General features: G+C 54.3%; 24 protein-coding genes. 6 read left to right on the top strand and 18 right to left on the bottom strand.

What is annotated here, in order from left to right; translation table 11 throughout:
- Positions 1–301: 301 nt before the first annotated feature.
- On the top strand, positions 302–2677 hold the full coding sequence (locus ACXAE6_RS13215; protein ID WP_475148967.1) for an AAA family ATPase: 2376 nt from the start codon (positions 302–304) through the stop codon (positions 2675–2677).
- Here the strand turns inward: ACXAE6_RS13215 and ACXAE6_RS13210 are convergent.
- The 3 genes from ACXAE6_RS13210 to ACXAE6_RS13200 form a co-directional block, all read right to left on the bottom strand.
- Positions 2661–3041 carry a site-specific integrase gene (locus ACXAE6_RS13210; protein WP_475148964.1) on the bottom strand — a complete coding sequence of 127 codons (381 nt, stop codon included), beginning with the start codon at positions 3039–3041 and terminating at the stop codon, positions 2661–2663. The genes ACXAE6_RS13215 and ACXAE6_RS13210 overlap by 17 nt on opposite strands.
- 57 nt (positions 3042–3098) lie before the next feature.
- Positions 3099–3296 (bottom strand): hypothetical protein, encoded by a 198-nt coding sequence (locus ACXAE6_RS13205; protein WP_475148961.1) that lies wholly within the window; start codon positions 3294–3296, stop codon positions 3099–3101.
- Between the two features lie 120 nt (positions 3297–3416).
- Entirely contained in the window at positions 3417–4556 is a 1140-nt protein-coding gene (locus ACXAE6_RS13200) for a hypothetical protein (protein ID WP_475148958.1), read from the bottom strand.
- Positions 4557–4829: 273 nt separating this feature from the next.
- Between ACXAE6_RS13200 and ACXAE6_RS13195 the strand changes: the two genes are divergently transcribed.
- Positions 4830–5513, top strand: coding sequence for a Sir2 family NAD-dependent protein deacetylase (locus tag ACXAE6_RS13195; protein ID WP_475148954.1), 684 nt, complete (start codon positions 4830–4832; stop codon positions 5511–5513).
- Here the strand turns inward: ACXAE6_RS13195 and ACXAE6_RS13190 are convergent.
- The 8 genes from ACXAE6_RS13190 to tcdA form a co-directional block, all read right to left on the bottom strand.
- A complete protein-coding gene (locus tag ACXAE6_RS13190) occupies positions 5493–5897 on the bottom strand; it encodes a DUF1801 domain-containing protein (protein ID WP_475148949.1) in 405 nt (134 codons plus the stop codon). The genes ACXAE6_RS13195 and ACXAE6_RS13190 overlap by 21 nt on opposite strands.
- Positions 5898–5919: 22 nt before the next feature.
- Positions 5920–7947 carry an excinuclease ABC subunit UvrB gene (uvrB, locus tag ACXAE6_RS13185; protein WP_475148947.1) on the bottom strand — a complete coding sequence of 676 codons (2028 nt, stop codon included), beginning with the start codon at positions 7945–7947 and terminating at the stop codon, positions 5920–5922.
- A 91-nt stretch (positions 7948–8038) separates the two neighbouring features.
- On the bottom strand, positions 8039–9229 hold the full coding sequence (locus ACXAE6_RS13180; RefSeq protein WP_475148945.1) for an amino acid aminotransferase: 1191 nt from the start codon (positions 9227–9229) through the stop codon (positions 8039–8041).
- 229 nt (positions 9230–9458) lie between these two features.
- Positions 9459–10463: a glycosyltransferase family protein gene (locus ACXAE6_RS13175; protein ID WP_475148942.1), complete on the bottom strand. Its 1005-nt coding sequence runs from the start codon at positions 10461–10463 to the stop codon at positions 9459–9461.
- A gap of 196 nt (positions 10464–10659) precedes the next feature.
- Positions 10660–11475 (bottom strand): RluA family pseudouridine synthase, encoded by an 816-nt coding sequence (locus ACXAE6_RS13170; protein ID WP_475148940.1) that lies wholly within the window; start codon positions 11473–11475, stop codon positions 10660–10662.
- 52 nt (positions 11476–11527) lie between these two features.
- A complete protein-coding gene (locus ACXAE6_RS13165) occupies positions 11528–13420 on the bottom strand; it encodes a TIGR03545 family protein (RefSeq protein WP_475148937.1) in 1893 nt (630 codons plus the stop codon).
- A 12-nt stretch (positions 13421–13432) separates the two neighbouring features.
- Entirely contained in the window at positions 13433–13936 is a 504-nt protein-coding gene (locus ACXAE6_RS13160) for a TIGR03546 family protein (RefSeq protein WP_475148933.1), read from the bottom strand.
- 100 nt (positions 13937–14036) lie between these two features.
- Positions 14037–14873, bottom strand: a complete 837-nt coding sequence (tcdA, locus tag ACXAE6_RS13155; protein WP_475148930.1) for a tRNA cyclic N6-threonylcarbamoyladenosine(37) synthase TcdA — start codon at positions 14871–14873, stop codon at positions 14037–14039.
- Positions 14874–14997: 124 nt separating this feature from the next.
- Here tcdA and ACXAE6_RS13150 point away from each other — a divergent pair, with 124 nt between their 5' ends.
- On the top strand, positions 14998–16128 hold the full coding sequence (locus tag ACXAE6_RS13150; RefSeq protein ID WP_475148927.1) for a MalY/PatB family protein: 1131 nt from the start codon (positions 14998–15000) through the stop codon (positions 16126–16128).
- On the opposite strand, the gene ACXAE6_RS13145 is transcribed toward ACXAE6_RS13150, so the two are convergent.
- The gene (locus ACXAE6_RS13145; RefSeq protein ID WP_475148924.1) at positions 16101–16448 is read right to left on the bottom strand and encodes a DUF3024 domain-containing protein; all 348 of its coding nucleotides are present in this window, start codon (positions 16446–16448) and stop codon (positions 16101–16103) included. The two genes, ACXAE6_RS13150 and ACXAE6_RS13145, sit on opposite strands and share 28 nt — an antisense overlap.
- A 5-nt stretch (positions 16449–16453) precedes the next feature.
- Here ACXAE6_RS13145 and ACXAE6_RS13140 point away from each other — a divergent pair, with 5 nt between their 5' ends.
- Genes ACXAE6_RS13140 through ACXAE6_RS13130 form a run of 3 tightly spaced genes read left to right on the top strand, consistent with a single transcriptional unit; the run spans position 16454 to position 17741 of the window.
- Positions 16454–16681 carry a DUF3820 family protein gene (locus ACXAE6_RS13140; protein WP_475148920.1) on the top strand — a complete coding sequence of 76 codons (228 nt, stop codon included), beginning with the start codon at positions 16454–16456 and terminating at the stop codon, positions 16679–16681.
- Complete coding sequence (locus tag ACXAE6_RS13135; protein ID WP_475148916.1) at positions 16678–17373, top strand: M48 family metallopeptidase; 696 nt, start codon at positions 16678–16680, stop codon at positions 17371–17373. Before ACXAE6_RS13140 ends, ACXAE6_RS13135 begins: the two co-directional genes overlap by 4 nt.
- A complete protein-coding gene (locus tag ACXAE6_RS13130; RefSeq protein WP_475148913.1) occupies positions 17370–17741 on the top strand; it encodes a hypothetical protein in 372 nt (123 codons plus the stop codon). Before ACXAE6_RS13135 ends, ACXAE6_RS13130 begins: the two co-directional genes overlap by 4 nt.
- On the opposite strand, the gene ACXAE6_RS13125 is transcribed toward ACXAE6_RS13130, so the two are convergent.
- From ACXAE6_RS13125 to ACXAE6_RS13100, 6 genes are all read right to left on the bottom strand, one after another.
- On the bottom strand, positions 17738–19048 hold the full coding sequence (locus tag ACXAE6_RS13125; RefSeq protein WP_475148909.1) for an ATP-binding protein: 1311 nt from the start codon (positions 19046–19048) through the stop codon (positions 17738–17740). The two genes, ACXAE6_RS13130 and ACXAE6_RS13125, sit on opposite strands and share 4 nt — an antisense overlap.
- A 40-nt stretch (positions 19049–19088) precedes the next feature.
- Positions 19089–19766 carry a response regulator transcription factor gene (locus ACXAE6_RS13120; protein WP_475148905.1) on the bottom strand — a complete coding sequence of 226 codons (678 nt, stop codon included), beginning with the start codon at positions 19764–19766 and terminating at the stop codon, positions 19089–19091.
- Positions 19767–19814: 48 nt separating this feature from the next.
- On the bottom strand, positions 19815–20111 hold the full coding sequence (locus ACXAE6_RS13115; RefSeq protein WP_475148902.1) for a PepSY domain-containing protein: 297 nt from the start codon (positions 20109–20111) through the stop codon (positions 19815–19817).
- Positions 20112–20133: 22 nt separating this feature from the next.
- A complete protein-coding gene (locus tag ACXAE6_RS13110) occupies positions 20134–20691 on the bottom strand; it encodes a glycine zipper 2TM domain-containing protein (RefSeq protein ID WP_475148899.1) in 558 nt (185 codons plus the stop codon).
- A 128-nt stretch (positions 20692–20819) separates the two neighbouring features.
- Positions 20820–23198, bottom strand: a complete 2379-nt coding sequence (gene lon / locus ACXAE6_RS13105) for an endopeptidase La (RefSeq protein WP_475148896.1) — start codon at positions 23196–23198, stop codon at positions 20820–20822.
- Positions 23199–23823: 625 nt separating this feature from the next.
- Positions 23824–24279 (bottom strand): hypothetical protein, encoded by a 456-nt coding sequence (locus ACXAE6_RS13100; RefSeq protein ID WP_475148892.1) that lies wholly within the window; start codon positions 24277–24279, stop codon positions 23824–23826.
- Between the last annotated feature and the right edge of the window lie 14 nt (positions 24280–24293).

The raw sequence follows: 24293 nt of genomic DNA, 5'->3' as shown, positions 1-24293 counted from the left end.
TGTCTGGGGTTTGGAGACAGATTGGAGATATTTTGGAGATATACAGTAGTGGCACCCCACAACTATCGCGGCGTCCAATCCAATTGAGAAATGCCACAATAGCGAGTACTTAATTACTAATCGCACATCAAAGGACAAAATATAGCTAAATAGCCCCGGCAGCCGCTACAGGCGAAAAACCAATCAAACCTTCTCTTCTAAACCACTCAAAAAGTCACCCCCCTTCTAAATCAATACCATCTCTAATACTCTGACAAGCAACTAATCTTGGCTCTCAACAAGTCTGACCTAGGAATCAAGGATGCTCCGTCGAATTAGTAAAATTCAAAATGTTGGTCTATTTGCTGATTGCTCGTTAGCAGATGTCCAATTCTCCAAATGGACTGTTATCTATGGAAGGAACACCTACGGGAAATCAACTCTCACAGATATCTTTGGATCATTAGAACGGAACGATCCACTACCAATCAAAAACAGAAAGTCCATCCCAGAGGCTCAGAAAACACAACGAGTCGAACTTTCATTTTGCAAAGAAGGAGAAAATGAAGGCGAAGGAAGAGCCATTTTCAATAGTGATCACTGGGAGGTTGGTCTAAGAAAATCGCACAACTTAGCGGTATATGACGACACATTTTACCATTCTCACCTATTCACATCGCAAAAATTCACAAGAGACACTAAAACTAAGTTTAGCGCGTTCATATTAGGTGAATCCGGCGTTCAAAATGCAGAACTGATATCTGAGAAAAAGAAACTCAGAGATAAGATCGGACGCGACCTCAGACGCTTTGAAGACAGTCACTTTAGAGATGTACAACCAATCGATGAATTCCTGGCATTGAAAGTAGCTCACCCAAAAATCGAACTGGCTGATAGGCATCGAACACTAGGGAATGAATACCAAGCTATCAAAAAGCAACTGTCGGATATATCAGCTGTGACCAGGAGGCAGCAACTTACCGGTTTACACGATATAAGTGGAAATATCGAAGCCCTGGAACACTTTAATGAAACACTTAGAACGTCCATTGAAACAGTTCACCTTAAAGCACAAGAACTAATCGACTCACATGTAAATGAGCATATAGCCGCTACTGAAAATCCGTTTAGTTGGTTCAGGGCTGGTCTGTCATTTGGCAACAATGTAAATTGCCAGTTCTGCGGTCAGCTGCTGAAGGACGAAGCACTAAAATTAGTTAGTGCATACGCCAGCTATTTCAATGAAGAATACCGTAGCCACATTAACTCGATGTCAAAAATACTTGACAGAGGAATATCAATACTCAAAGAGGATTTATATCTTCCATTGCTCCTTACTTTAGAGCGAAATAAAACAGTTATTAGCGAATACCCTGAACTATTAGAACAACCCAACTTTCAATCATTTATCGCAAAGAGTGAAGCCTACAAAATTGAAATCACTACATTGATTGAAAAAACAGGCACAGAAATAAATCAGGTTTTAGAAGAAGCGCTAATAAAGTCTGAACAGAAAAAGCAGTCCCCACAAGACCCTATAGAAGCGCTAGGTTTGGCTGAACTTACCAAATTGACAGTAGAAATCTCCAGATTGGTAAACCAATATAATATGGAAGTTACCACTCCTATTAACGAGGTACTGACTCATTACAAAGAGCAAGCAAACACTGCTAATTTAAACAGCAAGTTAGCCGAGATCACTGCTGAGGGAACGCTCGTTGGAAGAATGATCAAGCGACATGAAAGGTCCGCGATCTGCGAAGAATATATCCAGTTAAAGTCAGAGCATGAGTCTTTAATTCAAGAACTTCCGGAACTAGAAAAAAAACTACAATCCGAACAAAGTGATTTCCTAGACCGCTTTTTCGATAGAATAAACCAGTCCTTTAAAGAGCTTGGTGGTTCTGATTTTCATTTAGTTAAAGCTTGGGATAGAAATGGCCATACTCCAATATGCTACTTGCAGGTCATGTATAAAAATAAGAAGGTTAAAGATTCAAATCTAGACAAGGTGTTTTCTGAATCAGATAGACGATCTCTAAGTTTATCATTGTTTTTTGCAAAGCTTGATTCAATGGAAAAAGAAGATCGATTAAAAACAGTAGTTGTTTTTGACGATCCAGTAACATCTTTTGATGAGCACAGAGTATCTGCTACTCATCGAAAAATCTCATATCTTGTAAATGACGTTGAACAAGTGATCATGTTAAGTCATTTCCGAGAAGGCATTTCAAATCTCCTTAAGAAGCACCTTAAAAGTGGGTTGATAAACGTAATTGAAATAAAGAAAAAAATGGACGGATCAACTATCGTAATGAAGAGACCTAATGACTTAACCCGGTCGGTCCATGAAAGGATGCGAGATCAAGTATTCGATTTCATTGATAGAAAACGAGATTCTATTCAAATTCCGCTGAGAGTATTTCTAGAGGAAGAACTTAAAGTTAGGTTCGCTCAGCAATATAGAGCTTCATCACTTGAAGGGGAACAACTAGGAACACAGATCGATAGGTTATGGAGTGCAGGTTCAATAGATGAAGACACACACACAAAGCTCGATAAGTGGAAAAACGAGCTAAATCCTGACAGCCACCAATTTTCTGGTGACGATTTAGAGGACCAACGCAACAATGCGAGGCAGTTTATGAACTTCCTTTATCAAGAACTTGTGCCAAGTATGGCTATAGCTCCGCGCTAACACTTGTCCATTCGCGGTGTTGATCCGTGTATTCATCTGACATCTTCTGGGTGGTATGACCAAAAAGATGATTCACATACTCGTCACTGAACCCAGCCTTCAAGTAAAGATGCCCCCCCAACCCTCGAATCGTATGGAAACCGGGTCTCTGTTCTCGTGACATGGTTTGAAACTCTGGCAAGCTGTCCCTTAATCCGGCAAACGCCTTGCTGAGGTGATCAGGCGTAATTTGCGCCCAGTGCTCAAGCGAAGCCGCCTGCTTTTTACGCTCTGGTACTCGATGCAGGATGAACGGGCATACCGGTGCAATTGATCTGGACCGCTGAATAACTTCCTGCAGCCCCTCGCCCATTGTGATCTTCAAAAACGCTCGATGGCCATGCTTCTCAGTCTTAGTCTGAATCACCGCCAGACAATACCTTCAATGTGATCGGACCCGGGCACGCACCAGATCACCGTGTCTTTGCAATGAGATCAAAGCCAAATCCATGGCCACCTGCATCCAGTCAGGCGCAATGGCATAGATGGCGTCAAACTGGGCTTTGCTAAGTGGTAGGCGCTTACGTTCTTCGGCGGTGCGTGGGTTGGTCAAGGTACCTTCTGCCGGGTTTGAATCCATCAGACCTTTCGCAAAGCCGAACTTACAGACTTTCACCAAGGTGCTGCGCTGTCAGCATTCGACCCTAGCGATAGGCGCATGAGCCATCGAACGGTCGATCAGTTGAGGTAATACACTTCACTAGACGTAATGACTCACCCCCTGCCCATCCTGGCTGTCATCGTAACGATCCAGCTGCATCAGCGGTGAGCCGGAAGCTTGACCGCCGTAGACGTTAAAGTCGCGCTGCGATATTTGCTCACGCCCACTGGAGCGACCATTGGCATCGTCAATGATCCACTCTAACAGTTCCTCGCGCTGACGCCCGCTGGAGTTAATCTGGCCATTGGTCAGCTTATATCGCTGGCTCTCCTCACTGCTCCAATTGAGCGATAAGGTCTGCTCTTGCGTTGCCGTGCGGTAGATCATCTCCAAAGTGCGTTGCTGGCTTACGTACTGAGCATCGGAATCTTCATCGGAACTTTGCCGGCTCTGTTGAGACAGACTGATGGTCAACTGATAAGTACCAGGACCTAGTTCACGAGCGTCTTTTTTCCGATTTGAAGTAAAGGCCGCATCGAAATCGGGAATCGACAATGAACCGGATGACATCGGCTGTGTTTGAGTGTGCTGACTTAATGCGGAGACGGTGCGCCCTACGACGCCCTGAGCCTGGTCCCGGCTGGCGCCAATATCTTCAAGCGCCCGGATGCTGTCGTTAGCCACCTGCAGCAGAGCGTTTAATCCGGAGCCATAGAAGCTGCTTAAGGCTTGCGATTGCAAACCACCCGCCAGATTCTGAGTATTACCCATTACGCTCGTCGCAGCGGCCAGCTTCGCCTCCAGCCAGTTGGTTCCCACCTGGCCATAGGTTTGCGCAACAACGCCGGGTTTTTTACTCAGTTTGAAGCCGTGGCGATCCTCAATACCCGAGTCCAGATCCCCTTGCTGCCAATCGGCCGATAAGCGCTTTTCGCCGTTGCTCATGGTTTGCTGCTGCAGCGTTAACTGCTGACTGAGCATCCCTGTTTGCTGGCTCGCGCTGATGTCCAAATCATTGATGGAGCGATCGCTGATGGATTGAAAGAGATCCGTTTGACCTGCGGCCTTACCACTGAACAATTGATCAATGGCAGTGGCCAGGTCGTCGATAACCCGGGCAAAAACCTGCTGTTCTTTTTCCGACAGTTGCTGTGAACTTTCCAGCGTAAAATCAACCAGCTTCCCGGCGATTCCCTCGCGCACGTTAAAGCTCACCTCGACCCCGGATTCAAGCGTCATACTGACACCCAAGACAGTGCCTAACGTGCGCTTTGCAGTTGCAGGCGGCTCATCGGCTGACTCAACCGCCTGGGGCTGCGGCCGACTTAAACGGCTGAAATCCAGCTGAGCTGCGAGGTTGTCGAAGTGGTCACCGACAACGGCCATCATTCATATCCCTGCTGTGGGCGCATTTTAACCCTTCGAGAGGGGCATCGGCGGCACTCAGGAAAACTTGAACCCATTTCCGATCAGCGCCAGGCTTTAGCACTGTCATTTTCATTCAGGAACGCCATGCAACCTATTGTCGTTTTCTCAGGCAGCGGCCTCAGTGCCGGTGCGGGCCTGGCCACCTTTCGAGGAGCGGACGGCCTGTGGCGTCAACATGATCCGCTGACGCTGGCAACGCCCCAAGCCTGGCAAGCCAACGCCCAGTTGGTGACCGAGTTTTATAATGAGCGCCGCGCCCTGGCCTGGAAGGCACAGCCGACGGCGGCACATCGCGCCATCGCCCGCCTGGAATCGCGTTACCCGGTGCAGATCATTACCCAGAATGTCGACGACCTGCACGAACGCGCGGGCAGCAGTGCCGTTATTCATCTGCACGGTGTACTCGACCGGGTCCGCTCAACGACGGATGCCAGCAATAAACGCTGGATGCATGGCGAAGCGGTCGATCTGAATGAACGCGCGGCTGATGGCGGTCAATGGCGGCCGGATGTGGTCTGGTTTGGCGAATCAGTACTGGGGTTTGCGGAAGCGGCGATGGCGGCGGCCGATAAAGTCTTGGTCGTGGGCACCTCCCTGACGGTGCAACCCGCCGCGTCCTTGTTAACACTGGCCGCTGACAAGGCCACCAAGGTCATTATCAATGCTGAACCGGTGCCGATGCATTCCGGCTTTAAGTTAATACTGGGTAACGCAGATGAGCGCCTGCCTGACTTGGTCGAACAGTGGTTAGGCGCCGAGCAGAGGTAGATGTTTCAACTGTTGATAACGCAACGCCATATCGATGCAGTGACGTAACGCCGCCTCGGGTAAGGGCTTTTGGGGATCGAGTAAAATGGCGCGCTTGCCTTCAAACTTTAGCTCGGCGCCATAGACTTCGCGAAAGGTTTCCACCAAGCGAGTGGTACAGACAAAATATACAGCGCACTGCTCGGGCTGTTTGGGTTTCCAATCAAAACGCACCGGGCTGCCACCGGCTACCTTATAACTGGGTTCACCCCATTTGAGCGTTTCTTCGACGCCGCCCAACTGCTGTTCGCTGGCAACCTCGATGATTAATTGCCGTACCTGATGCAGACAATCACGCGCTGCAGGCGGATAATTTTTAAAGTGTTCAGCAACGTCCGGTGTCATCGCAAATCCTTTCCTGACTAAATTAAACCACCTTCAACAGACTCTTGGCTTCGATCATCTCATCGCGCAAGGCAGCGGCCTTTTCAAAGGCCATATCTTTGGCGGCGCGATGCATCTCATCTTCCAGTCGTATAATTTCTTTCGACAGTTCCGCCGGGGACATGGTGGCGTAACTTTTCTCTTCGGCGTTGATGCGTTCCACCTTCTGCCGACGACTGGCCATCTTACCTTTGCGGCCGGGGGCTCCAGGTGCGATAGCGCCTTCGAGAATATCCTGAACGTCTTTTTGCAAGGCTTGAGGGGTAATGCCATTGGCTTCGTTATGGGCGATCTGTTTTTCGCGGCGACGTTCGGTTTCCTCAATGGCACGCTGCATCGAGCCGGTCATGTTATCGCCATACAGAATGGCGGTGCCGTTGAGGTTACGAGCGGCACGACCGATGGTCTGAATCAGCGAACGATCGCTGCGCAGGAAGCCTTCTTTATCGGCATCGAGAATCGCCACCAATGACACTTCCGGCATATCCAGACCTTCACGCAGCAGGTTAATACCGACCAGCACATCGAATTCACCCAAGCGCAGATCGCGGATAATTTCGACGCGCTCGACGGTGTCGATATCCGAATGCAGATAGCGCACCTTGATGCCATTTTCGGCCAGATAATCGGTTAAATCCTCGGCCATGCGTTTGGTCAAAGTAGTCACCAGCGTGCGCTCGCCAAGCTTGATGCGCTTATGAATTTCCGACAGTAAATCATCGACCTGAGTGGATGCCGGCCGTACTTCGACAAGCGGATCGACCAGACCGGTCGGACGCACCACCTGCTCCACCGTTTGCTGGCTGTGTTCGGCTTCGTACTTGGCCGGCGTTGCCGACACATAAATTGCCTGGGGCGCCAAACGTTCCCATTCTTCGAATTTCAGCGGCCGGTTATCGAGCGCCGACGGCAGACGGAAACCGTATTCAACCAGGGTTTCTTTGCGCGACCGGTCGCCTTTGTACATGGCGCCAATCTGCGGAATGGAGACGTGGCTTTCGTCGATAAACATCAACGCATCGTCGGGCAGATATTCATACAAGGTCGGTGGCGGCTGACCAGGACCACGGCCGGACAGAAAGCGCGAGTAGTTTTCGATGCCGGTGCAATAACCCAGTTCGCGCATCATTTCCAGATCGTAGCGAGTGCGTTGTTCCAGACGCTGCGCTTCGACCAACCGATTATCGCCTTCGAGAACTTTCAGCCGCTCGCCCAGTTCGGTTTCGATCTCTTCGATGGCTTTGACGATGGTCTCGCGTGGCGTGACGTAATGCGTCTTCGGGTAGATGGTGGTGCGCGTCAGCTTGTTCAGCACTTCACCGGTCAGCGGATCGAACAGGCTGAGTTGCTCCACTTCTTCGTCGAACAATTCAATACGCACCGCTTCCATTTCCGACTCGGCCGGAAACACATCGATGATGTCGCCACGCACTCGATAAGTGCCGCGGCCAAAATCAACGTCATTGCGCTTGTATTGCAGCTCCGCCAGCCGGCGCAGAATAAAACGCTGATCCACCGAGTCGCCTTTTTTCAGATGCAGCATCATCTTCAAATAAGACTCGGGTGAACCCAAACCGTAGATGGCGGAAACAGTGGCAACGATCAGCGTATCGCGACGTTCCAGCAGCGCCTTGGTGGCCGACAAACGCATCTGTTCGATGTGTTCGTTAACCGACGAATCCTTATCGATAAAGGTATCCGAGGACGGCACATAGGCTTCGGGCTGGTAGTAGTCATAATAGGAAACAAAATACTCGACGGCATTTTCCGGCAGGAATTCGCGGAACTCCGAATAGAGTTGCGCGGCCAGTGTTTTGTTGTGCGCCATAACAATGGTCGGGCGCTGCGCCGCTTCAATCACCTTGGCCATGGTGTAGGTCTTACCGGAACCGGTGACGCCGAGCAGCGTCTGGGCGGTCAGGCCGGCTTCCAGCCCGGTCACCAGTTGATCAATGGCCTTGGGCTGATCGCCCGCCGGCTGATATTTGGAATGCACCTTAAACGGCTTCATGGCGACTTCCTGAAAATGACTGACGGATAAGACGATACCGACCGGTCAGGACGACCGGCCGGGTCTGGCATTTACTGGCTAAACCTGGTGGTCAAAGCACCGCGACGATGGCGTCACAGACGGCATCGATATTGGAGCGCGACATGCCAGCGACGTTAATGCGGCCACTGCCCACCATATAAAGGCCATGCTCTTCCTTCAGGGTTTTGACCTGTTCCGGTGTTAAACCGGTAAAGGAAAACATGCCGTTCTGACGACTGATAAAACTGAAATCACGCTTGGCGCCGCGCTCACTCAGCTTGGCAACCATCAGGTCACGCAGTTGCTGAATATGCTCACGCATGTCCGCCACTTCCTGAATCCAGGCGCGGCGTAACTTATCGTCAGTCAGAATGGTCGCCACCACCTTGGCACCGTGTGCCGGCGGGTTGGAATAGTTGCCTCGGGCCAGTGTTTTGACCTGGCTGAAGGCTGATTCGGCGGTGTCGCTGTTCGTTGCCACCAGTGTCATGGCACCAACGCGCTCGTTATAGAGACCAAAGTTTTTGGAGAATGACGACGCTACCAGTAATTCCGGGACTTTCTTGGCAAAGGCGCGCAAACCGGCGGCGTCTTCATCCATGCCTTGGGCAAAACCCTGATAGGCGAAATCGAACAGCACGGCAAAGCCACGTTCGGCGGCAACATCGGCCAGTTGCTGCCATTGTTCGGCGTTGGGATCGACACCGGTCGGGTTGTGGCAGCAGCCGTGCAGCATTACTGCATCGCCGGCCGGTACCTTGGCCAGATCGGCCAGCATGCCGTCGAAATCCAGGCTGTAGTCGTCGGCGTTGTAGTAACGATAAGTCGCGATATTCAGACCCGAGCTTTTAAAGATGTTGCCATGGTTGGCCCAGGTCGGATCGCTGACGTGAATGGTGTTCACACCCAACTGAGTTTTCAAAAAGTCCGCCGCCAGACGCAGAGCGCCGGTTCCACCCGGAGTTTGAGCGGTGCGCGCACGCTGTTCGGTGATGATGGGATTGCTCTGTCCAAACAGCAGTGCCTGAACCTGGCGACCGTATTCACCGTCACCGGAAATGGCCAGATAGCTCTTGGTGGTTTCTTCTTTCACCAAGCGCGCTTCGGCTTGCTTAACGGTATCGAGAATCGGCGTCACGCCATCGTCATTCATGAACACACCGACGCCCAGATTAACCTTGTCGGGCCGGGGGTCGGCAGCAAAGGATTCGTTCAGACCCAGGATCGGATCGGCCGGGGCGGCGCTGACGCGTTCAAACATGGAGGCGGGCTTCCTTTTCAGTCAGTGGATGACAGTTGGGTTCTTGAGTATAGCGCGTGCCCAAACCGTGGACTATGCGCACGTTGCACTCACAACGGCAAAAAACCGCAACCAGCTAGAGGTATTGGGCACTTGGAGGACATTTCAACCGCTGTCACGGTTCGTTATGGCTCGGGCTGAGCAAACACTCGCCGCCGCTCAAGCGCCGTTCAAATATCCGATCGGACGATCAACCGGTTCCCTGTGCATACAGCTCAAGGTACGACTGCCTGACTTTCTCAATCGACGTATCTTGAATAAAGGCGTCGAAACAGGAGGCATCCTGTATCACGTCAACGGCATCCAATAACTGCCGCAACTGATCGTCATGATCGAACGTATAGATCGCTTGAGCGAGACCCGGCCATTTCTGCAGGGTCTCCTCCACTAACCGACTGCGCCTGATGATCACTGTTTTTCTCAGCGACAACGCCAAATAAAGCGAGCCTGAATTAGTGATACTGACGTGCGGCAATACAATCACGCCAGCGCCGATGATTTTTTGATACAGCTGTTCATCTGAAAACCAATCAAAATCAAAGCTGATGGAGCGACTGCTATCTGACTGAATGAGACATTCACCATAAGAAGGCTCACAAAAGCCACACACTTCCAGCTTTCGCCGACGTTGGGACTTGTTATAAGCATCAACCAACCTGTCTACGCCTTTGTATTCTGAGATCATCCCAAAATACAAAGCAGTGCTGTCATCCTTATTCTGAATGTCTGGATTTAAATGCAATGCAATATCTGACAAGTAGTTATGGTGCAGAACCGTGACTGCTTTCTTACGAAATCTCTTTTTTATGTGCTCCCTTTGGTAATCAGAATGCACAATGATGTAATTAACGAAAACCTGTAACCAATACCCCAGCCAGCGTGCATACACCCTGTGACGACGGTTATGGGTATAGCTGACCGAATTATGCAATGTCCATATCACCAAACCGCCCCTTAAACGGATGACCAAGGCCACCACTAAAAGGCGAATCATCCGCAGAAAACCTTTTACAACACCGCCCGAAATAAAGTCGTCCATCCAATGGATATGAAGCACTCGAGCACCATTAAAGAGGAACCCAAGCCGGCTGGAATAAAAACCCTCAAAATCATATTCACCCATTGAATCGTAGAGAATTCTTATATAAGGATTCCCGCTTATTAATGGATGGACCATGATTGTTTTTTTATCCATGCACCGTTCCGCTTTTTAACGTTGCTTATATATTGAGTGTTATTGATCACGAATCTTACCAGCAGCTCGATGCTCAGGCTGTGATGAAGCTAACGAGTGATGACGGAGCAATCGTAATAAACACAACTATGAATCTGTAACCTGAAGTCTGCCTTATTAAAGACGCGCCCTGGTTCCGGGCGCACTCGGGCAATGCTTACAACAAGGAAAACCGCTGGTGTTTCGCGGTGACGGGACAATCAAAGGACATTTCGACTGCCTTAAGCTTCATTCCTTCATTGCTATTATTACCCTCTCCATAGCGGGGATCACCAATAACGGGATGGCCGATGCCGTCCAAGTGGCGTCGAATCTGATGTTTTCGGCCAGTCTCAATCCACACATCCAAAGTCGATCGGTTCGGTTCTGCTTCGTATTTCAGTTTCTTAAATCGAGTCAGGGCTGACTTTCCCTCTATTTCGCTGTTGATCACCCCTTCGTCTTTTATATCGCCCAATACTTCCACGCGATAACGCTTGGTCACAGCGCTGCCGGAGGCGAACAACTCCGACAGCTGCGCGGCGGCTTTGCGGCTGTGCGCGAGAATCATCAGACCGGACGCTTCGCGGTCGAGACGATGAATCAAAAACACTTCCCGGCGCGGCGTGAAATACAACTCAACCAGACGCGGCAAGGCAGCATGATCGCCCCAGTCGGTGCCCTGGCTGAGCACGCCCGGCGGTTTGTCCCAAACGGAATAATGCGATTCATCAGCGATCAATCGTGGCAATGGTGGTTTGATCGCCAACAATTCTTCGTCGTAAAAGACTTCAAAACGATCGCCAGGCACGATGTCGGTCATCGCCCGGCGCAGCCGACGGCGGTTGCCCTTCTTGCCATCGACATGCCAGACGGCGCCCTTGTTCATCATGTCCTTGAGCTTGGATTTGGACAGCTCAATGTTGTCGACCAGAAAGTCGATGGCGATCAAGGCGTCGCTGTCTTCAACTTCCAGTACCAGGTCTATCTGCATAACAGGTGTCTTCTCACTGGCGGCCTGGGCCGCCTTAAAGGACCCGCCGAGGTTAAAACGGCAGGTCGAGTTTTTTGATTTGATCTTTAATGGCGTCTTCGGCTTGCGATTCCAAACGCCGCAGCCTCTGCTGCAAACGATCACGCTCGGATTCGATGCGATCGGTCACTTCAGCCTGGAACTCGTCAGCCTGCGCCTGGACTCTATCGCGCTCGGCGCGCACCTCGGCCAAACGCTCGTCCAGCGGCGCCCGCAACTGCGCCACTTCGGCGTCGATGCTGGCACGGCTTTGTGCCAACCAGCGGTCGTATTCTTCGCGTACGACACGGCTCAGCGCCTGGTTCAATTGATTATCGAGATCGGATGTTAACGACAGCTGCGGCCGACGCACAGTGCCGTCGATATCGATGCCCATATCGAAAGAACTGACGCTGCTCAGGGCCTGGTTCAATAACGCTGTGGTACGGCTGTCGTCACCGGCCTCAAAGTCGCTGCCACTGAATTGCAGTGCCAAATTGCCGTCCAGTTCGCCATCGATCACATCGACCGTACCCGACAGATCGGTACGGCCCGGCACCCAGTCCAGTTGCGCATCGGCTACCGCGACACGGCGCGCGCCCAAACCCAGATCACGACCGAATAATTCGAAGCGGTCGTGCACGCTGTCGCCACGGCGGTCGAGCACGCCGGCAATGCGCATGCGCGGATCGTCCAGATCGCCTTTAACGATTTCGATGCGCACCGGCCGGTCGGTCATGCTTTGCTGGCCGGTTACATCCAGCAATTGGATGCGCCAGGGTTGGCCGTCGGCTTCAAAGCCGATCAGCGCTTCGCGCAACAAAAAGTCGGGCGCCGGATTGGGATGCGGGAAGCGCACATAACGGCCGTCGAGACGTTGTGGGCCATCTTCGTTAGGTTCCGGAGCCAGCCGTGCCAGCCAGGGTGAAGCCTGTTCATACCAGTCCTGGATTTGCTCTACCTGATCGAAAATCTCATCGCCGAGCAGCATGCGACCAAAGCGCGTCGCAGTCGCTGCGTTCAGCGGGTATTTCTCTCTCAGTGAGGTCCAGTCTCGTGCCGGCGCTGCGCTGACATCGGCAAGCGCATTTTCGGCGGTCTGTACCGCATCGCGCGCCGCCTGACGCGCATTGGCAACACTGAGTTGATCGCGGGCGGCCTGTTCGGCCAGGGCATTCAAATCGTCCCGGGTACGGCGTACGGCCTCGATACTGTCGAGACGCCGCTCGCCCAATGCATCCAGACGACGATCGTAATCGTCCAGGCTGGCGTCGTCGGGTAAGGCATCCAATGCTGAGGAAACCGTGTCGTTGGCGGTTTGCATTTGGGTCTGGGCACGGCTGACCGCCGTGCGGGTCTGCTCAAGATTCGACAACGCCACCTGTGTCGGATCTGGTAAAGAAGAATCCGAGGACGCATTGGCAACGCTGGCGGTTTCGCCGCCGGCATTCGTACGACTCGATGCCGGTGAAGCACCGCCGGCGTCAGCCGTTGCCGGCGCTGCGGCTGCGGTTGTATCGGTGTTATTGGTGCTGTTGCTGGTGTTAGCCGCTTCGGCTTGCCGCAACACCCGTCCCGGGCGGCGACGTTCGGTGCCGGAACGCATGCCATCAACAATCATCGCTTCAATATTGATGCGCCCGAAAAACAACGGCGCCAGACGCAACTGCAACCGCGCCTCATCGAGTTCGAACAGGTTCTTGGTCGGTTCATCGACATCGGTGATCCGCAGGTTTTCGAGTTTGAAACCAATCGGACTGAAGGTCAGATCAACATCACCAACGTTCACTTCGGCGCCATTGATGCGTGTACCGCCGGCTTCTATACCGGCTTTGATCCAGTTATCAATAAAGAAAAATCCAATCACCAGCAACAGCGCCAGCACCACCACAAAACCGATCAAACCGCTCCAGCGAAATACTTTCATCAGTGCGATTCCTTATGGCAGTTTCTGATAGAGGTCATAGAGTTTGCTGGCCTTCAGCGCCTGGACAATTTTTAGGCGCTCCAGCGACGGCATTAGCTTGGCGCGATAGCCCACCACGCTGTAACGGAACAACAACACGACCGGCACAAAAAGCAGCACCGAGATCACCAGACTGCCCAGCGTTACAGTGTGATTGAAACGGGTCAGTTGCCAAAAGTCGTTCTGATAGAGACCCGTCCAGAAATCGCTCCAGCCGGGTGCCATCAGCCAGGCGTAACCCAACTGATCGAACAGCGGATCGAGCAAATAAGCGAAGCCGGAGAAGATGGCCCAGAGCGCAAAAAAGGTGGCGAGATTGACGCGAAAGACAAAGGCAAACAACAGGATCAGGGCGTTGTGCATTGACAGCACCGGCGTCAAACCGATGATCAGCGCCAGGCCGGCGGCAAAGGAAATCTGCCAGGGGCCGGCCTCGGAATTCAAAGCACGCAGAACTTTCAGCAACAGAGTCAGCATGGATGGACCTCAGGTCTTAGAAGCGTCTTAGCGGCTAGCAAAACAGCCGCCTTAAAAAGGCAAACATCGCAGCGCAGTGTATCCCGACCGGGGCAGAACGTCAGCCGGGCGTCGTGCTGAGATTCACCTTTTGTTCAGCCGTGTTCACGGCATCACTGTGTTGCGCTTGCTTGCGTAATAAACGATCTACGATCCGGCTGGCAGCAACCATCCCGAAGCTTGCCGTTACCATCATCGATGCGCCAAACCCGGTGGCGCAATCGAGACGCACGCTGTCGCCGTCGCTCGGCTTTGCCGCGCAGACATCGCCATCAGCCTGAGGGTAGCGCAACTGTTCGGTGGAATAGACGCACTCGATACCGAACTTGCGTTTGGCGTTGCGGCTGAAGCCGTATTCGCGGCGCAGCAATTGACGGGTGCGTGCGGCTAAAGGGTCCTGAATGGTGCGACTGAGATCATCGACCTTGATCTGCAACGGGTCGATCTGCCCGCCGGCACCACCGGTGGTGACCAGGGTAATGCGGCGACGCTTGCAGAAGTTAATCAGCGCCGCCTTGACGCGCACGCTGTCGATGGCATCGAGCACCGCATCCGGTGCCGGGTCCAGGTAACGGGTCAGATTGTCCGGCGTCAGAAAATCGCTGATCGCCTCCACCTCAATCGCCGGATTAATAGCCCGTAAACGCTCGGCCATAACCTCGACTTTCATGCGGCCGATGTTGCCTTCCAGCGCATGCGATTGGCGGTTGGTGTTGGAGACACAGACATCGTCCAGGTCGATCAGCGTAATGCGACCCACAGCGGTGCGCGCCAAAGCCTCGGCCGCCCAACTGCCGACACCGCCAAGGCCGACCACAACCACATGACGTTGCTGCAAATAGCTCGTCTGGTCGCGTCCGTATAAGCGCTGGGTGCCGCCAAAACGATCACTGCTCATCTGCCTGTTACCTCACCTTACCGAGCCTGATAAAAACGGCGCGCATTGTAGCAGAAGCGCCGCCAGAACTTGCCAGTTTTGCCGCCTTGGGGCAGCATGCCGCCAAACCTCAATAGATCCTGCCATGTTTAACGCTGTCGATCGTCGCAATACCCACGCCATTAAAGTCGAACGCTACCGCGACCAACCGGTGCTGCCCATGTGGGTCGCCGATATGGACCTGGCCACCGCGCCGACGGTGCAACAAGCGCTGGAGCAACGCTTCAGTAACCCGGTGCACGGTTACACTCATCCCTGGCCGGAATTGAATCAGGCCGTGGTCAACTGGTGCGCCCAGGAATACGACTGGGCTATTGAGCCGGATTGGATTTTATGGATGCCGGGTGTGGTGCCCAGTTTCAACCTGGCAATTCAGGCTTTCGCCCAAGGTGGCCGCGTTATTGTGCAGGAACCGAATTATCCGCCGTTACGGGCGGCGGCCAAGCATCGCGACTGCACGCCCGTCCCCTTATCGGTGCACTTCGATGGCGAGCGCTGGATCTGGGACTGGCAACAGCTGACCACGGAACTGGCGCATCCGGACTGCCATCTGATGATTCTGTGCAACCCCATGAATCCGCACGGCACCGTGCTTGAGCGCAATGATCTGGAGCGGCTGGCGCAACTGTGCCAGGCCCAACAGGTGGTGCTCTGTTCCGATGAAATTCATTGCGATCTGCGTCTGGACGGCGGCCAGCATTGCCCGGCCGGCTCAGTGGATGCTTTGCGCGATAACAGTCTGACGCTGATGGCCGCCAGCAAGACCTTTAACGTCGCCGGTCTTGGCTGTTCATTTGCCATCGTGCCCAGTGCGCAACTGCGCAGTCGTTACCAGAAAAGCGGTCAGGACCTACTACCGCATCCTTCTTTCCCAGGCTATTTTGCGGCCGAAGCGGCTTTCACCGGAGGCAAACCCTGGTTGGATGCACTGCGGCTGCAATTGCGCGACAACCGCGACCGTCTGGCGCAAACGATCAACGCCCTGCCCGGCCTGCGTTACCGGCCGCAACCGGCGACCTTTCTGGCGTGGATTGAATCCGATTTTGCACCGGGAGAAGCCATGCGGCATTTTGTTGCGGCGGGCGTCATGCCCAGCGATGGCCGTGACTTTGGCAATGATCGGGCAGTGCGACTGAACTTCGGTACCGATGCGGCAACACTGGAAGAGGCGATTAAGCGACTGGAGGATTATTGGCGCCAGAAGATGCCAAGCTGATCGTCTTCAACCGCATCGAGTAATGGCTCGGGCCGACTCAGCTCCGGACTGTCGGGCACTCTGAGCCAGCGTCCACGGGTGCCGCGAAAGTACAGCCGCCAGCGGTCTTCACGCCAGTTCAACAGCGCTACGGGCAGCGTCACCGTTTCACGCGTTAACGGATGCGGCGTGGTTTGCTGAATCACCAGCGCTGTTTTATACAATTGACCGGTCAGTTCGACATCCCGACGCCGACGCTCCAGAAACCGCGCCAGACCTTGCTCGGCCTGCCTGCGGACAAATTCCGGCAAGGTCACAGGGTTTTCCAAAGAGGCACTCACACGGCATGTCCTTCCAACAACAAGATCTGATCGAACTGGCACGAACCACCATGCCCTTTGGCAAATATAGCGGACGTCCGCTGATTCGCCTGCCCGAAGAGTATTTGCTGTGGTTTCAGAGCAAAGGCTGGCCAGCCGGTCGCCTGGGCCAGATGATGGCGTTGGCGCTGCTGATCCGCAGTGAAGGCCTGGAATCGCTGATTACCCCGCTGATGGAAAACCCGTCGCGATGACCGAAGTGCTCAATTGGCGTGGTGAGCAGATTCCCATTCGTCGCTCCAAGCGCAAAACGCTGGCGCTGCATGTGCGTGATGGTCAGGTCGAACTGCGCCTGCCCAACCGTACCCGCTCGGCGGAAGTGCTGGCCTTTGTCGACAGCCGGGCCGAGTGGATCAACAAGGTTCGCGAACATCAGCGCCAACGCAGTGACGAACGGCCGGATTTTTCACAGGCAGCGTTCTGCCCGCTGATGGATCAACAATTACAACTGCTGCTGCGCCCCGGTCGTAAAGCGCAATGGCAGCGGCTCGGTGACAGCCTGCAGCTGGATGTCGCCGATCTCGATAAAGACAGCGTGCACAACCTGCTGGCCGACTTTTATAAGGCACAGGCGCGGCAGATACTGACGCAGAAAACCGAGCAACTGCTCGCCACCCGGGGCTGGTCGGAGCGACTGCTCGACATCCGTCTGCGCCGCACCCGAACCAAGTGGGGGCATTGCACCGCCGAAGGTCGCATTCAGTACAACTGGCTGATTATGCTGGCACCGGAGCGCGTTGTTGATTATCTGGTGGCGCACGAAACCGCTCATTTGCTCCACCCGCATCATGGCCCGGCGTTCTGGGCTGAAGTCAATCGCAGCCATCCCAGCTGGAAGAGCGAACGCCGCTGGCTGCACGAAAACGGACACCGTTTGCAGTTATGAACCAGGAACCGCCTGTTGATCGTCGTCAACGTCGTAAGCCCGATATCTGGATGCGCTTGCTGCACATCTGCAATGTTTCCGCCTGGATTGCCCTGCTCGGCTTTCAGTGTTTGTGGTGGATTGCCAAGCCGGAAATGAACACCGGCGTGGTGCGTTATCACCAGTTGGAGATGCGCACCGAGTGGATGCAAAGTGTGTTGCCGTGGATGCCGGTAGCGCTGATCGGTTGCATCAGCCTGTCGGTCTCGGCGTTTCTGTTGAACCGTTATCGCTCGCGCCGACGCCAGGATGGCAAGAACCGCAATCTGTGGTTGCTGCTGGTGTTGATACTCTTCTCGGTGGTTTTTTACTGGACCCAGATCCGCTAGGCGGCCATGGGCAGGTAGAGGCGAAAGCGGGCGCCGCCGAAAGGACTGGTGTCGATGCTCAGGCTCAGTCCATAGCTGGCGAGAATATCGCGCACCATGGCCAGGCCAATGCCCTGCCCCGGCTGCAAAGTATCCAGGCGCTGATGACGGTCTAACACCTGTTCACGCGCCTGGGGTGAAATGCCGGGGCCATCGTCGTCGATATCCACACACCAGCAGTCGGGAACAGCCGTTGCTCGACTGACCGACACGGTGATCACCGAACGACTGTATTTGAAGCCGTTTTCCAGCAGGTTACCCAAGACTTCGAGAAGATCGTTGGCATCCATGGCCACCGGCCAGGATTCGATATCGGGCAGGTCGAGTACCTTGTCATCGTTGGCAAAGGCTTTCTCCAGCGCTCGCCCCATCCGGCTCAGCGCTTCACCCAGATCCACACGCTGCCCCAATACCGGCCCGGAACGGGCTTCGGTGACGGCACGCTGCAACTGATAACGCACGATCTGGTCCATGCGCACTATCTGTTCGTTGAGCTCTTCGACATCGCCCGGATCCAGGGTGCGCATCACCGCCAGCGGCGTTTTCAGACTGTGCGCCAAATCGGCCATGGCCTGACGATAACGATCGCGCTGGCCCTGCTCGGCTTCCAGCAGACGGTTCAGGTTATCGGTCAATGGGGTTAATTCGCTGGGGTAGCGACCGTCCAGTCGGCGCGCTTCACCGCTGCGGATGCGCTGCAGATGCAAGGCCACCTGACGCAGTGGCGCCAGACCCCAACGCGCTACCAGCCAAAGCGTTACCAGCAGTGCCAGCGTCACCGCACCCAGGCCACCCCAGAGCTGATTACGAAACGACTGCAAGGTCTGCTGTAACGGAGCGGCGTCTTCCAACACCCAGAATTCAAAGCGCGGAGTGTCACCATCGACACCCTCCCAGAGCACGGCGTAACGCTCGTAAACGTAGCCGCCGTGATCACCGAACTCTTCCTGACCGGGCGACACATTGGCCTGGGACCGAACCCAGTCGAGTTGTTCGAACCATTGGCTGGATAAGCTCTCCCAGACAACCTGTCGCTGTTCGTTCAACACCAACGCCACCAGACCGGATTCCGGTGAGTTGTAGCGTTCTTCGGCGAGGTATGTCGGCAACCAAAACTCATTGCCGTTCAATTCCGATTCGGCCAGCAGATTGAGCACGCGCAGAAACAGGCGTTCCGATTGACCGGTCACCAGACTGCGCTCCACAGCCCGGTCCAGCGCCAGGCCGGTAATGCCAAGGAACACCAGTAAGACGACCGTTGCTGACACCAGCAGGCGCCGGCGCAGCGAAAAGGTGGGACGGTTACGCTTAGCTGGCATCAGCGTTAAAGCGATAACCGAGACCTCTTTGGGTCAGGATGGGATTGCGCTCGCCGTCGGGGTCGAGCTTTTTGCGCAGCCGGCGGATAAAGACTTCGATCACGTTGCTGTCGCGGTCAAAATCCTGCTCATAGAGATGGTCAGTCAGCTCCGCTTTGGACACCACCTTGTCGCGATGCAACATCAGGTATTCCAGGGTGTTGTATTCAAAGCTGGTCAACTCAACCGACTGACCTTCAACGCTGAGAGTTTTGCTGGCGGTATCCAGTTCATAGATGCCAACACTCAACGACGGCGACGCCATACCAACACTGCGCCGCACCAGCGCTTTGACGCGCGCCAGCAGTTCGGCAAAGACAAAGGGTTTGGCCAGATAATCGTCGGCGCCGGCTTCGAGGCCAGTCACTTTATCCTGCCAATGGCCGCGCGCGGTGAGAATTAAAATGGGGAAGCCGCGACCGGCGGCACGTGCCTGCTTGATCAGTTCGATGCCATCGAGTTCCGGCAAACCCAGGTCGATGATGGCGGCGTCGTAATCGTGTTCGCGCGCCATAAAAAGACCATCACGACCATCGACACTGCAATCCACAGCAAAGCCTTCCTTTTTAAAGCCTTGCTGTAAGTGTTCGCGCAAACCAGCTTCATCTTCGACGATCAATAAGCGCATGGTGCTCTCCTGGTGTGATCTGGCCTGGTGTGATCTGGCCTGATGTGATCAGGGCCGGTCCGACGGATTGACGGGCTGACCGCTGGCGGGATCAAAATCGACAGAACGGACCCGGCCGCCTTCCAGCAAAATTCGCAGTCTGTAAACCCAATTACTGCCACTGCCAGCGCGTTCCACCTTGACCACACGGCCGCCATACAGGCATTCGGCCGCCTGCACGACGGCGCCCTCCGTCGTTAACGGCAAAGCGGCACCAGTGCAGGGATGGGTTTCAGCGCTGACCGGCAAGGCCAGCGTAAGGAGATACAAGGCGGTGGCCAGGGTTAGCCCGAGCAACCTCAACATGGGTAGGTGTGCCTCATGGTTATTATCTGGGCGTCACCTCGACCTCCAATTGCACATAGCGGCCGGGATGACGATCCATGATGGTAGTGAATTCTCGACCATTGTAACGGTAGCGAACTTCATAGCCTATCAACTCGCGGCGATGATGGCGGTATTCAACTTCGCATTGGCGTTCGGTGCGGTAGCGCACCACCGTTTCTTTATCGCCGCCCAGCTCATTACCGATGGCGCCACCAATAATGCCACCGGCGATAGCACCAAAAATCTGTGACTCGGGCGAGTGACCGGCATTAGAACCCACGGTCGCCCCCAGCGCACCACCGATAATGGCCGCACCCGGGTTGCCATTGTTGCGGGTGTAACGATCGACCTCGACATCGCGGGTGCGGCAGATTTCATAACGCGAGCCACTGTCGCGGTAGTAATAGGTTTCATAGATGGGTTCGGCATACACCACCCGGCCATCGGCATAGAAATGCTGGCGGTCGCTGTAGTGGCGATCTTCGTGGTAGTAATCTGCCAAGGCGGCAGTGCTGACACTCAGTGCCAAGGTCACAGTCAACAAACGGATGATGTTCATGTGGGTCTCCAGCGTCTCCGGATTCAAGCCGGTTTCTGTGTTTCTAACGCACTCTTTATAGTAGCGCCGGTCTTAACCCTGGCTGAACCGTTTGAACCAGGGTTAAGACCGAAATAGACCGGCTCGGCTTAGCCAAAGACGCCCTGCACTACCTGATCAAAGTGATCGGCGAAGGTCACCGTCAAACCCTTCTTCAGGTAATCCGGCAACTCGTCAAAATCGCCGCGATTAGGCTCTGGCAGGATTAACTTGCGAATGCCCTGGCGCCGCGCTGCTATGACTTTCTCGCGAATACCACCGACCGCCAGCACTTCGCCAGTCAGGGTGATTTCACCGGTCATCGCCAGCCCCGCCGGCGGCGCCTTGTTTAACGCCAGGCTGAGCAAGGCGGTCGACAGGGTCACACCGGCACTGGGACCATCCTTGGGGGTGGCGCCTTCGGGGACGTGCACGTGAATCAGGCTTTGCTTGAACAACTCGGCATTGCCGCCATAACGCTGCGCATTGGCGACCACAAAGCTGTAGGCTATTTCGGCGGATTCGCGCATCACCTCACCCAGCTTGCCGGTCAGCTTCAGACCACGCTGGTAGTCGTGCACCCGGGTCACTTCGATCGGCAAGGTAGCGCCACCCATCGAGGTCCAGGCCAGACCAGTCACCACGCCAACGCCCTTGAGTCGCTTCTCGCGCCGGAACAGCGGCGTGCCCAACAAGTCCGGCAAGTCTTCTGGCTGAATCTGAATGCTGGTATCCGGTGCTTCAAGTAACCGCACCACCGACTTGCGGATAATTTTGGCCAGTTGTTTTTCCAGATTGCGCACCCCGGCTTCGCGCGCATACCCTTCGATCACCTGACGCAACGCCTTGCGACTGATCTTCAGCTGCTGCTTATCGACACCGGCGCGCTCCAGTTGGCGCGGCCACAGATGACGACTGGCGATATCGAGCTTTTCTTCGGCCAGGTAACCGGACAGACGGATCACATCCATGCGGTCGAGTAAGGCCGGCGGAATGGTATCGAGCTGGTTGGCGGTACAGACAAAGAGCACCTTCGACAGATCCAGACGCATATCCAGATAATGATCGAGAAACTGGCTGTTCTGTTCCGGGTCCAGCGTTTCCAGCAAGGCCGAAGCAGGGTCACCCTGGTAGGACGCACCGATCTTATCGATCTCATCGAGCATGATGACCGGATTCATCACCTCGACATCCTTCAACGCCTGCACAAACTTGCCCGGCATGGCGCCGATATAGGTACGGCGATGACCTTTAATCTCCGCCTCATCGCGCATCCCACCCAGGCTGAAACGATAGAAGGGCCGTCCCAGACTGTCGGCGACGGCCCGGCCAATGGAGGTTTTACCCACCCCGGGCGGGCCGACCAGCAAGACGATGGAACCGGCGATTTCGCCTTTGTAAGCACCGACCGCAAGGAATTCGAGAATGCGGTCTTTGACATCCGCCAGGCCGGAATGGTGCTTGTCCAATACCTTGCGGGCGCGCTGCAGGTCCAGTTTGTCTTCGCTGTACTGGCCCCAGGGAATCTGCGTCGCCCAGTCGAGATAATTCCGAGTCACACCGTATTCAGGCGAACCGGCTTCCAGGATGGACAGCTTGTGCAGCTCTTCGTCGATGCGCTTCATGGCATCAACAGGCACGGTCTTGCCGTCCAGACGCTCGCGGAACTCGTCGGCATCGCTTTGCCGATCGTCCTTGCTGATGCCCAGCTCTTTCTGGATGTATTTCAACTGCTCGCGTAAGAAAAATTCGCGCTGATGCCGCGACATCTCCTCATTGACCTGATCGTTAATCTCCTGATGCAGGCGCGCCACTTCGAGCTCGCGCTTCAGCAGTGCCAGCACCTTTTCCATCCGCGCCAGCAGCGGCAGGGTATCGAGCACATCCTGGAGCGCGGCGGTCTCAGCTGAGGTAATGGCGGCGGCGAAATCGGCCAGTGGTGATGGCTGGTTGGGGCTGAAGCGATTCAAATACTGTTTCAGCTCTTCCGAATAAAGCGGATTGATCGGCAGCAGTTCTTTGATCGCGCTGATCAACGCCAGAGCGTAGGCGCGCACCTCGCTTTCCGGCTCCTCAGGCTCGCTCGGATAGGCAACTTCCAGCAAATAAGGCGCCTTGCGCGACAGCCAGGCGCGCAGCTGCACACGGCGCAGGCCTTCGGCAATAAAGTGAATGGCGCCATCGCGCTCACGCACCTGATGCACCCGCACTACCGTCCCGGTCAGCGGCAGTTGATCGCGGCGAATCGCCTGGGCGTCGAAGTCGTCGATATGGAACAGACACAGCAATTTGTGCGGCGTATTGCTGACCCGTTCCAGGGTTTCCCGCCAGGCGTCCGCCTGCACCATGATCGGCATGATCTGGGCGGGGAAATAGGGTCGGTTTTGTACCGGTATCAGGTAGAGCTTGTCGGGGAGTTGTTCGTCACTGCGGACCAGGGCAGAACCGCGGCTGATAATTTCGGGTTGGTGTGGATCTTGATCTGTCATGCATTCGAGTCCAACTGCAAAGTCGACTCGAAAGTGGGGACCGCTGAGCGGCAAATCAATCGCTGATCGTCACGGCGTCAAAACGACGCACCAAAGTCGCTCTCAAGGTCATTTTTTGACCCGATTCTGACCACCAATCACCGGGCTTCAGGCGCGTCGTCAGCTTGACGCTGTTCACAACTTTATCAAAACCCTGAGCCCATCAGGGCTAGCGAAGAGTGTCCACAAAATCTGTGGATATCTCTGTGAAGAAAGCTGGTTTAACAGGTCTCAACCACCGCCGTCACGGTATTGCCATATATTGATCAAATTTTAACCTAACTATAATTTTCCTTTAATATCAATGTGTTACAGTTTTTCAGTACACTAACTATTCAATGCGGTATTGACTCATCGAGGAAAACCACTGTTCCACTAAACGAGGCCTCAGCTTGGGGATAGATTGCCTAAACCCTTTTTCAGAAGGCTTCAAGTAACCCCTCCTGCGAAGTTTGTATCAATTTGTAATCGTTCATAGAGTTGTCACTCTATTGCGTCAAGGCTGTCAACTTTTATGACACTGGAAATCACTTTTAAACCATAAAAAAAGCCGGCATTAAGCCGGCTTTGATCGGGACTCTGAATGTCAGTCGACTTTCCAGCCCTGAACGGTCTCAATGCCGTGTTCTTCGATCCAGACATCCAAAGGTTTCGGGTTGCGACGTTTCTTCTCAACGCGCTCACCGGTATTGGGGTTTTCATAGGTACCGATGGCCAGTTTCGGGCCAGTAGCGGCTTTGGCAGCCTTCTTACGAGCGCCTTTAACGCCACCGACACGCGCAAAGTAGGCTTGCAGCTCTTCGTAGAATTCCGGCTTGTCAGCTTTCTTACCCTGAGCCTTGACCCACTCGATGATCGCCTTGGAACGTGCCGTGAAGATGTCGTACTCAGAAATGCCGTACTCGTCGAACAACTTACGGACTTCTTCCTGGTACTGCTCGAAGCCTTCCATCCGCTTGGCCTGGGCTTCTTTCTGCTGACGCAGTTCTTCGATCTTGGCTTCGTGTTCCTGAATTTTCTTATCCAGATCCGGGTCTAGCATTCACTGTCTCCTGG

Source organism: Saccharospirillum sp. ABV4_185 (assembly GCF_056159245.1).
This window is presented reverse-complemented; position numbering and strand designations above follow the sequence as displayed.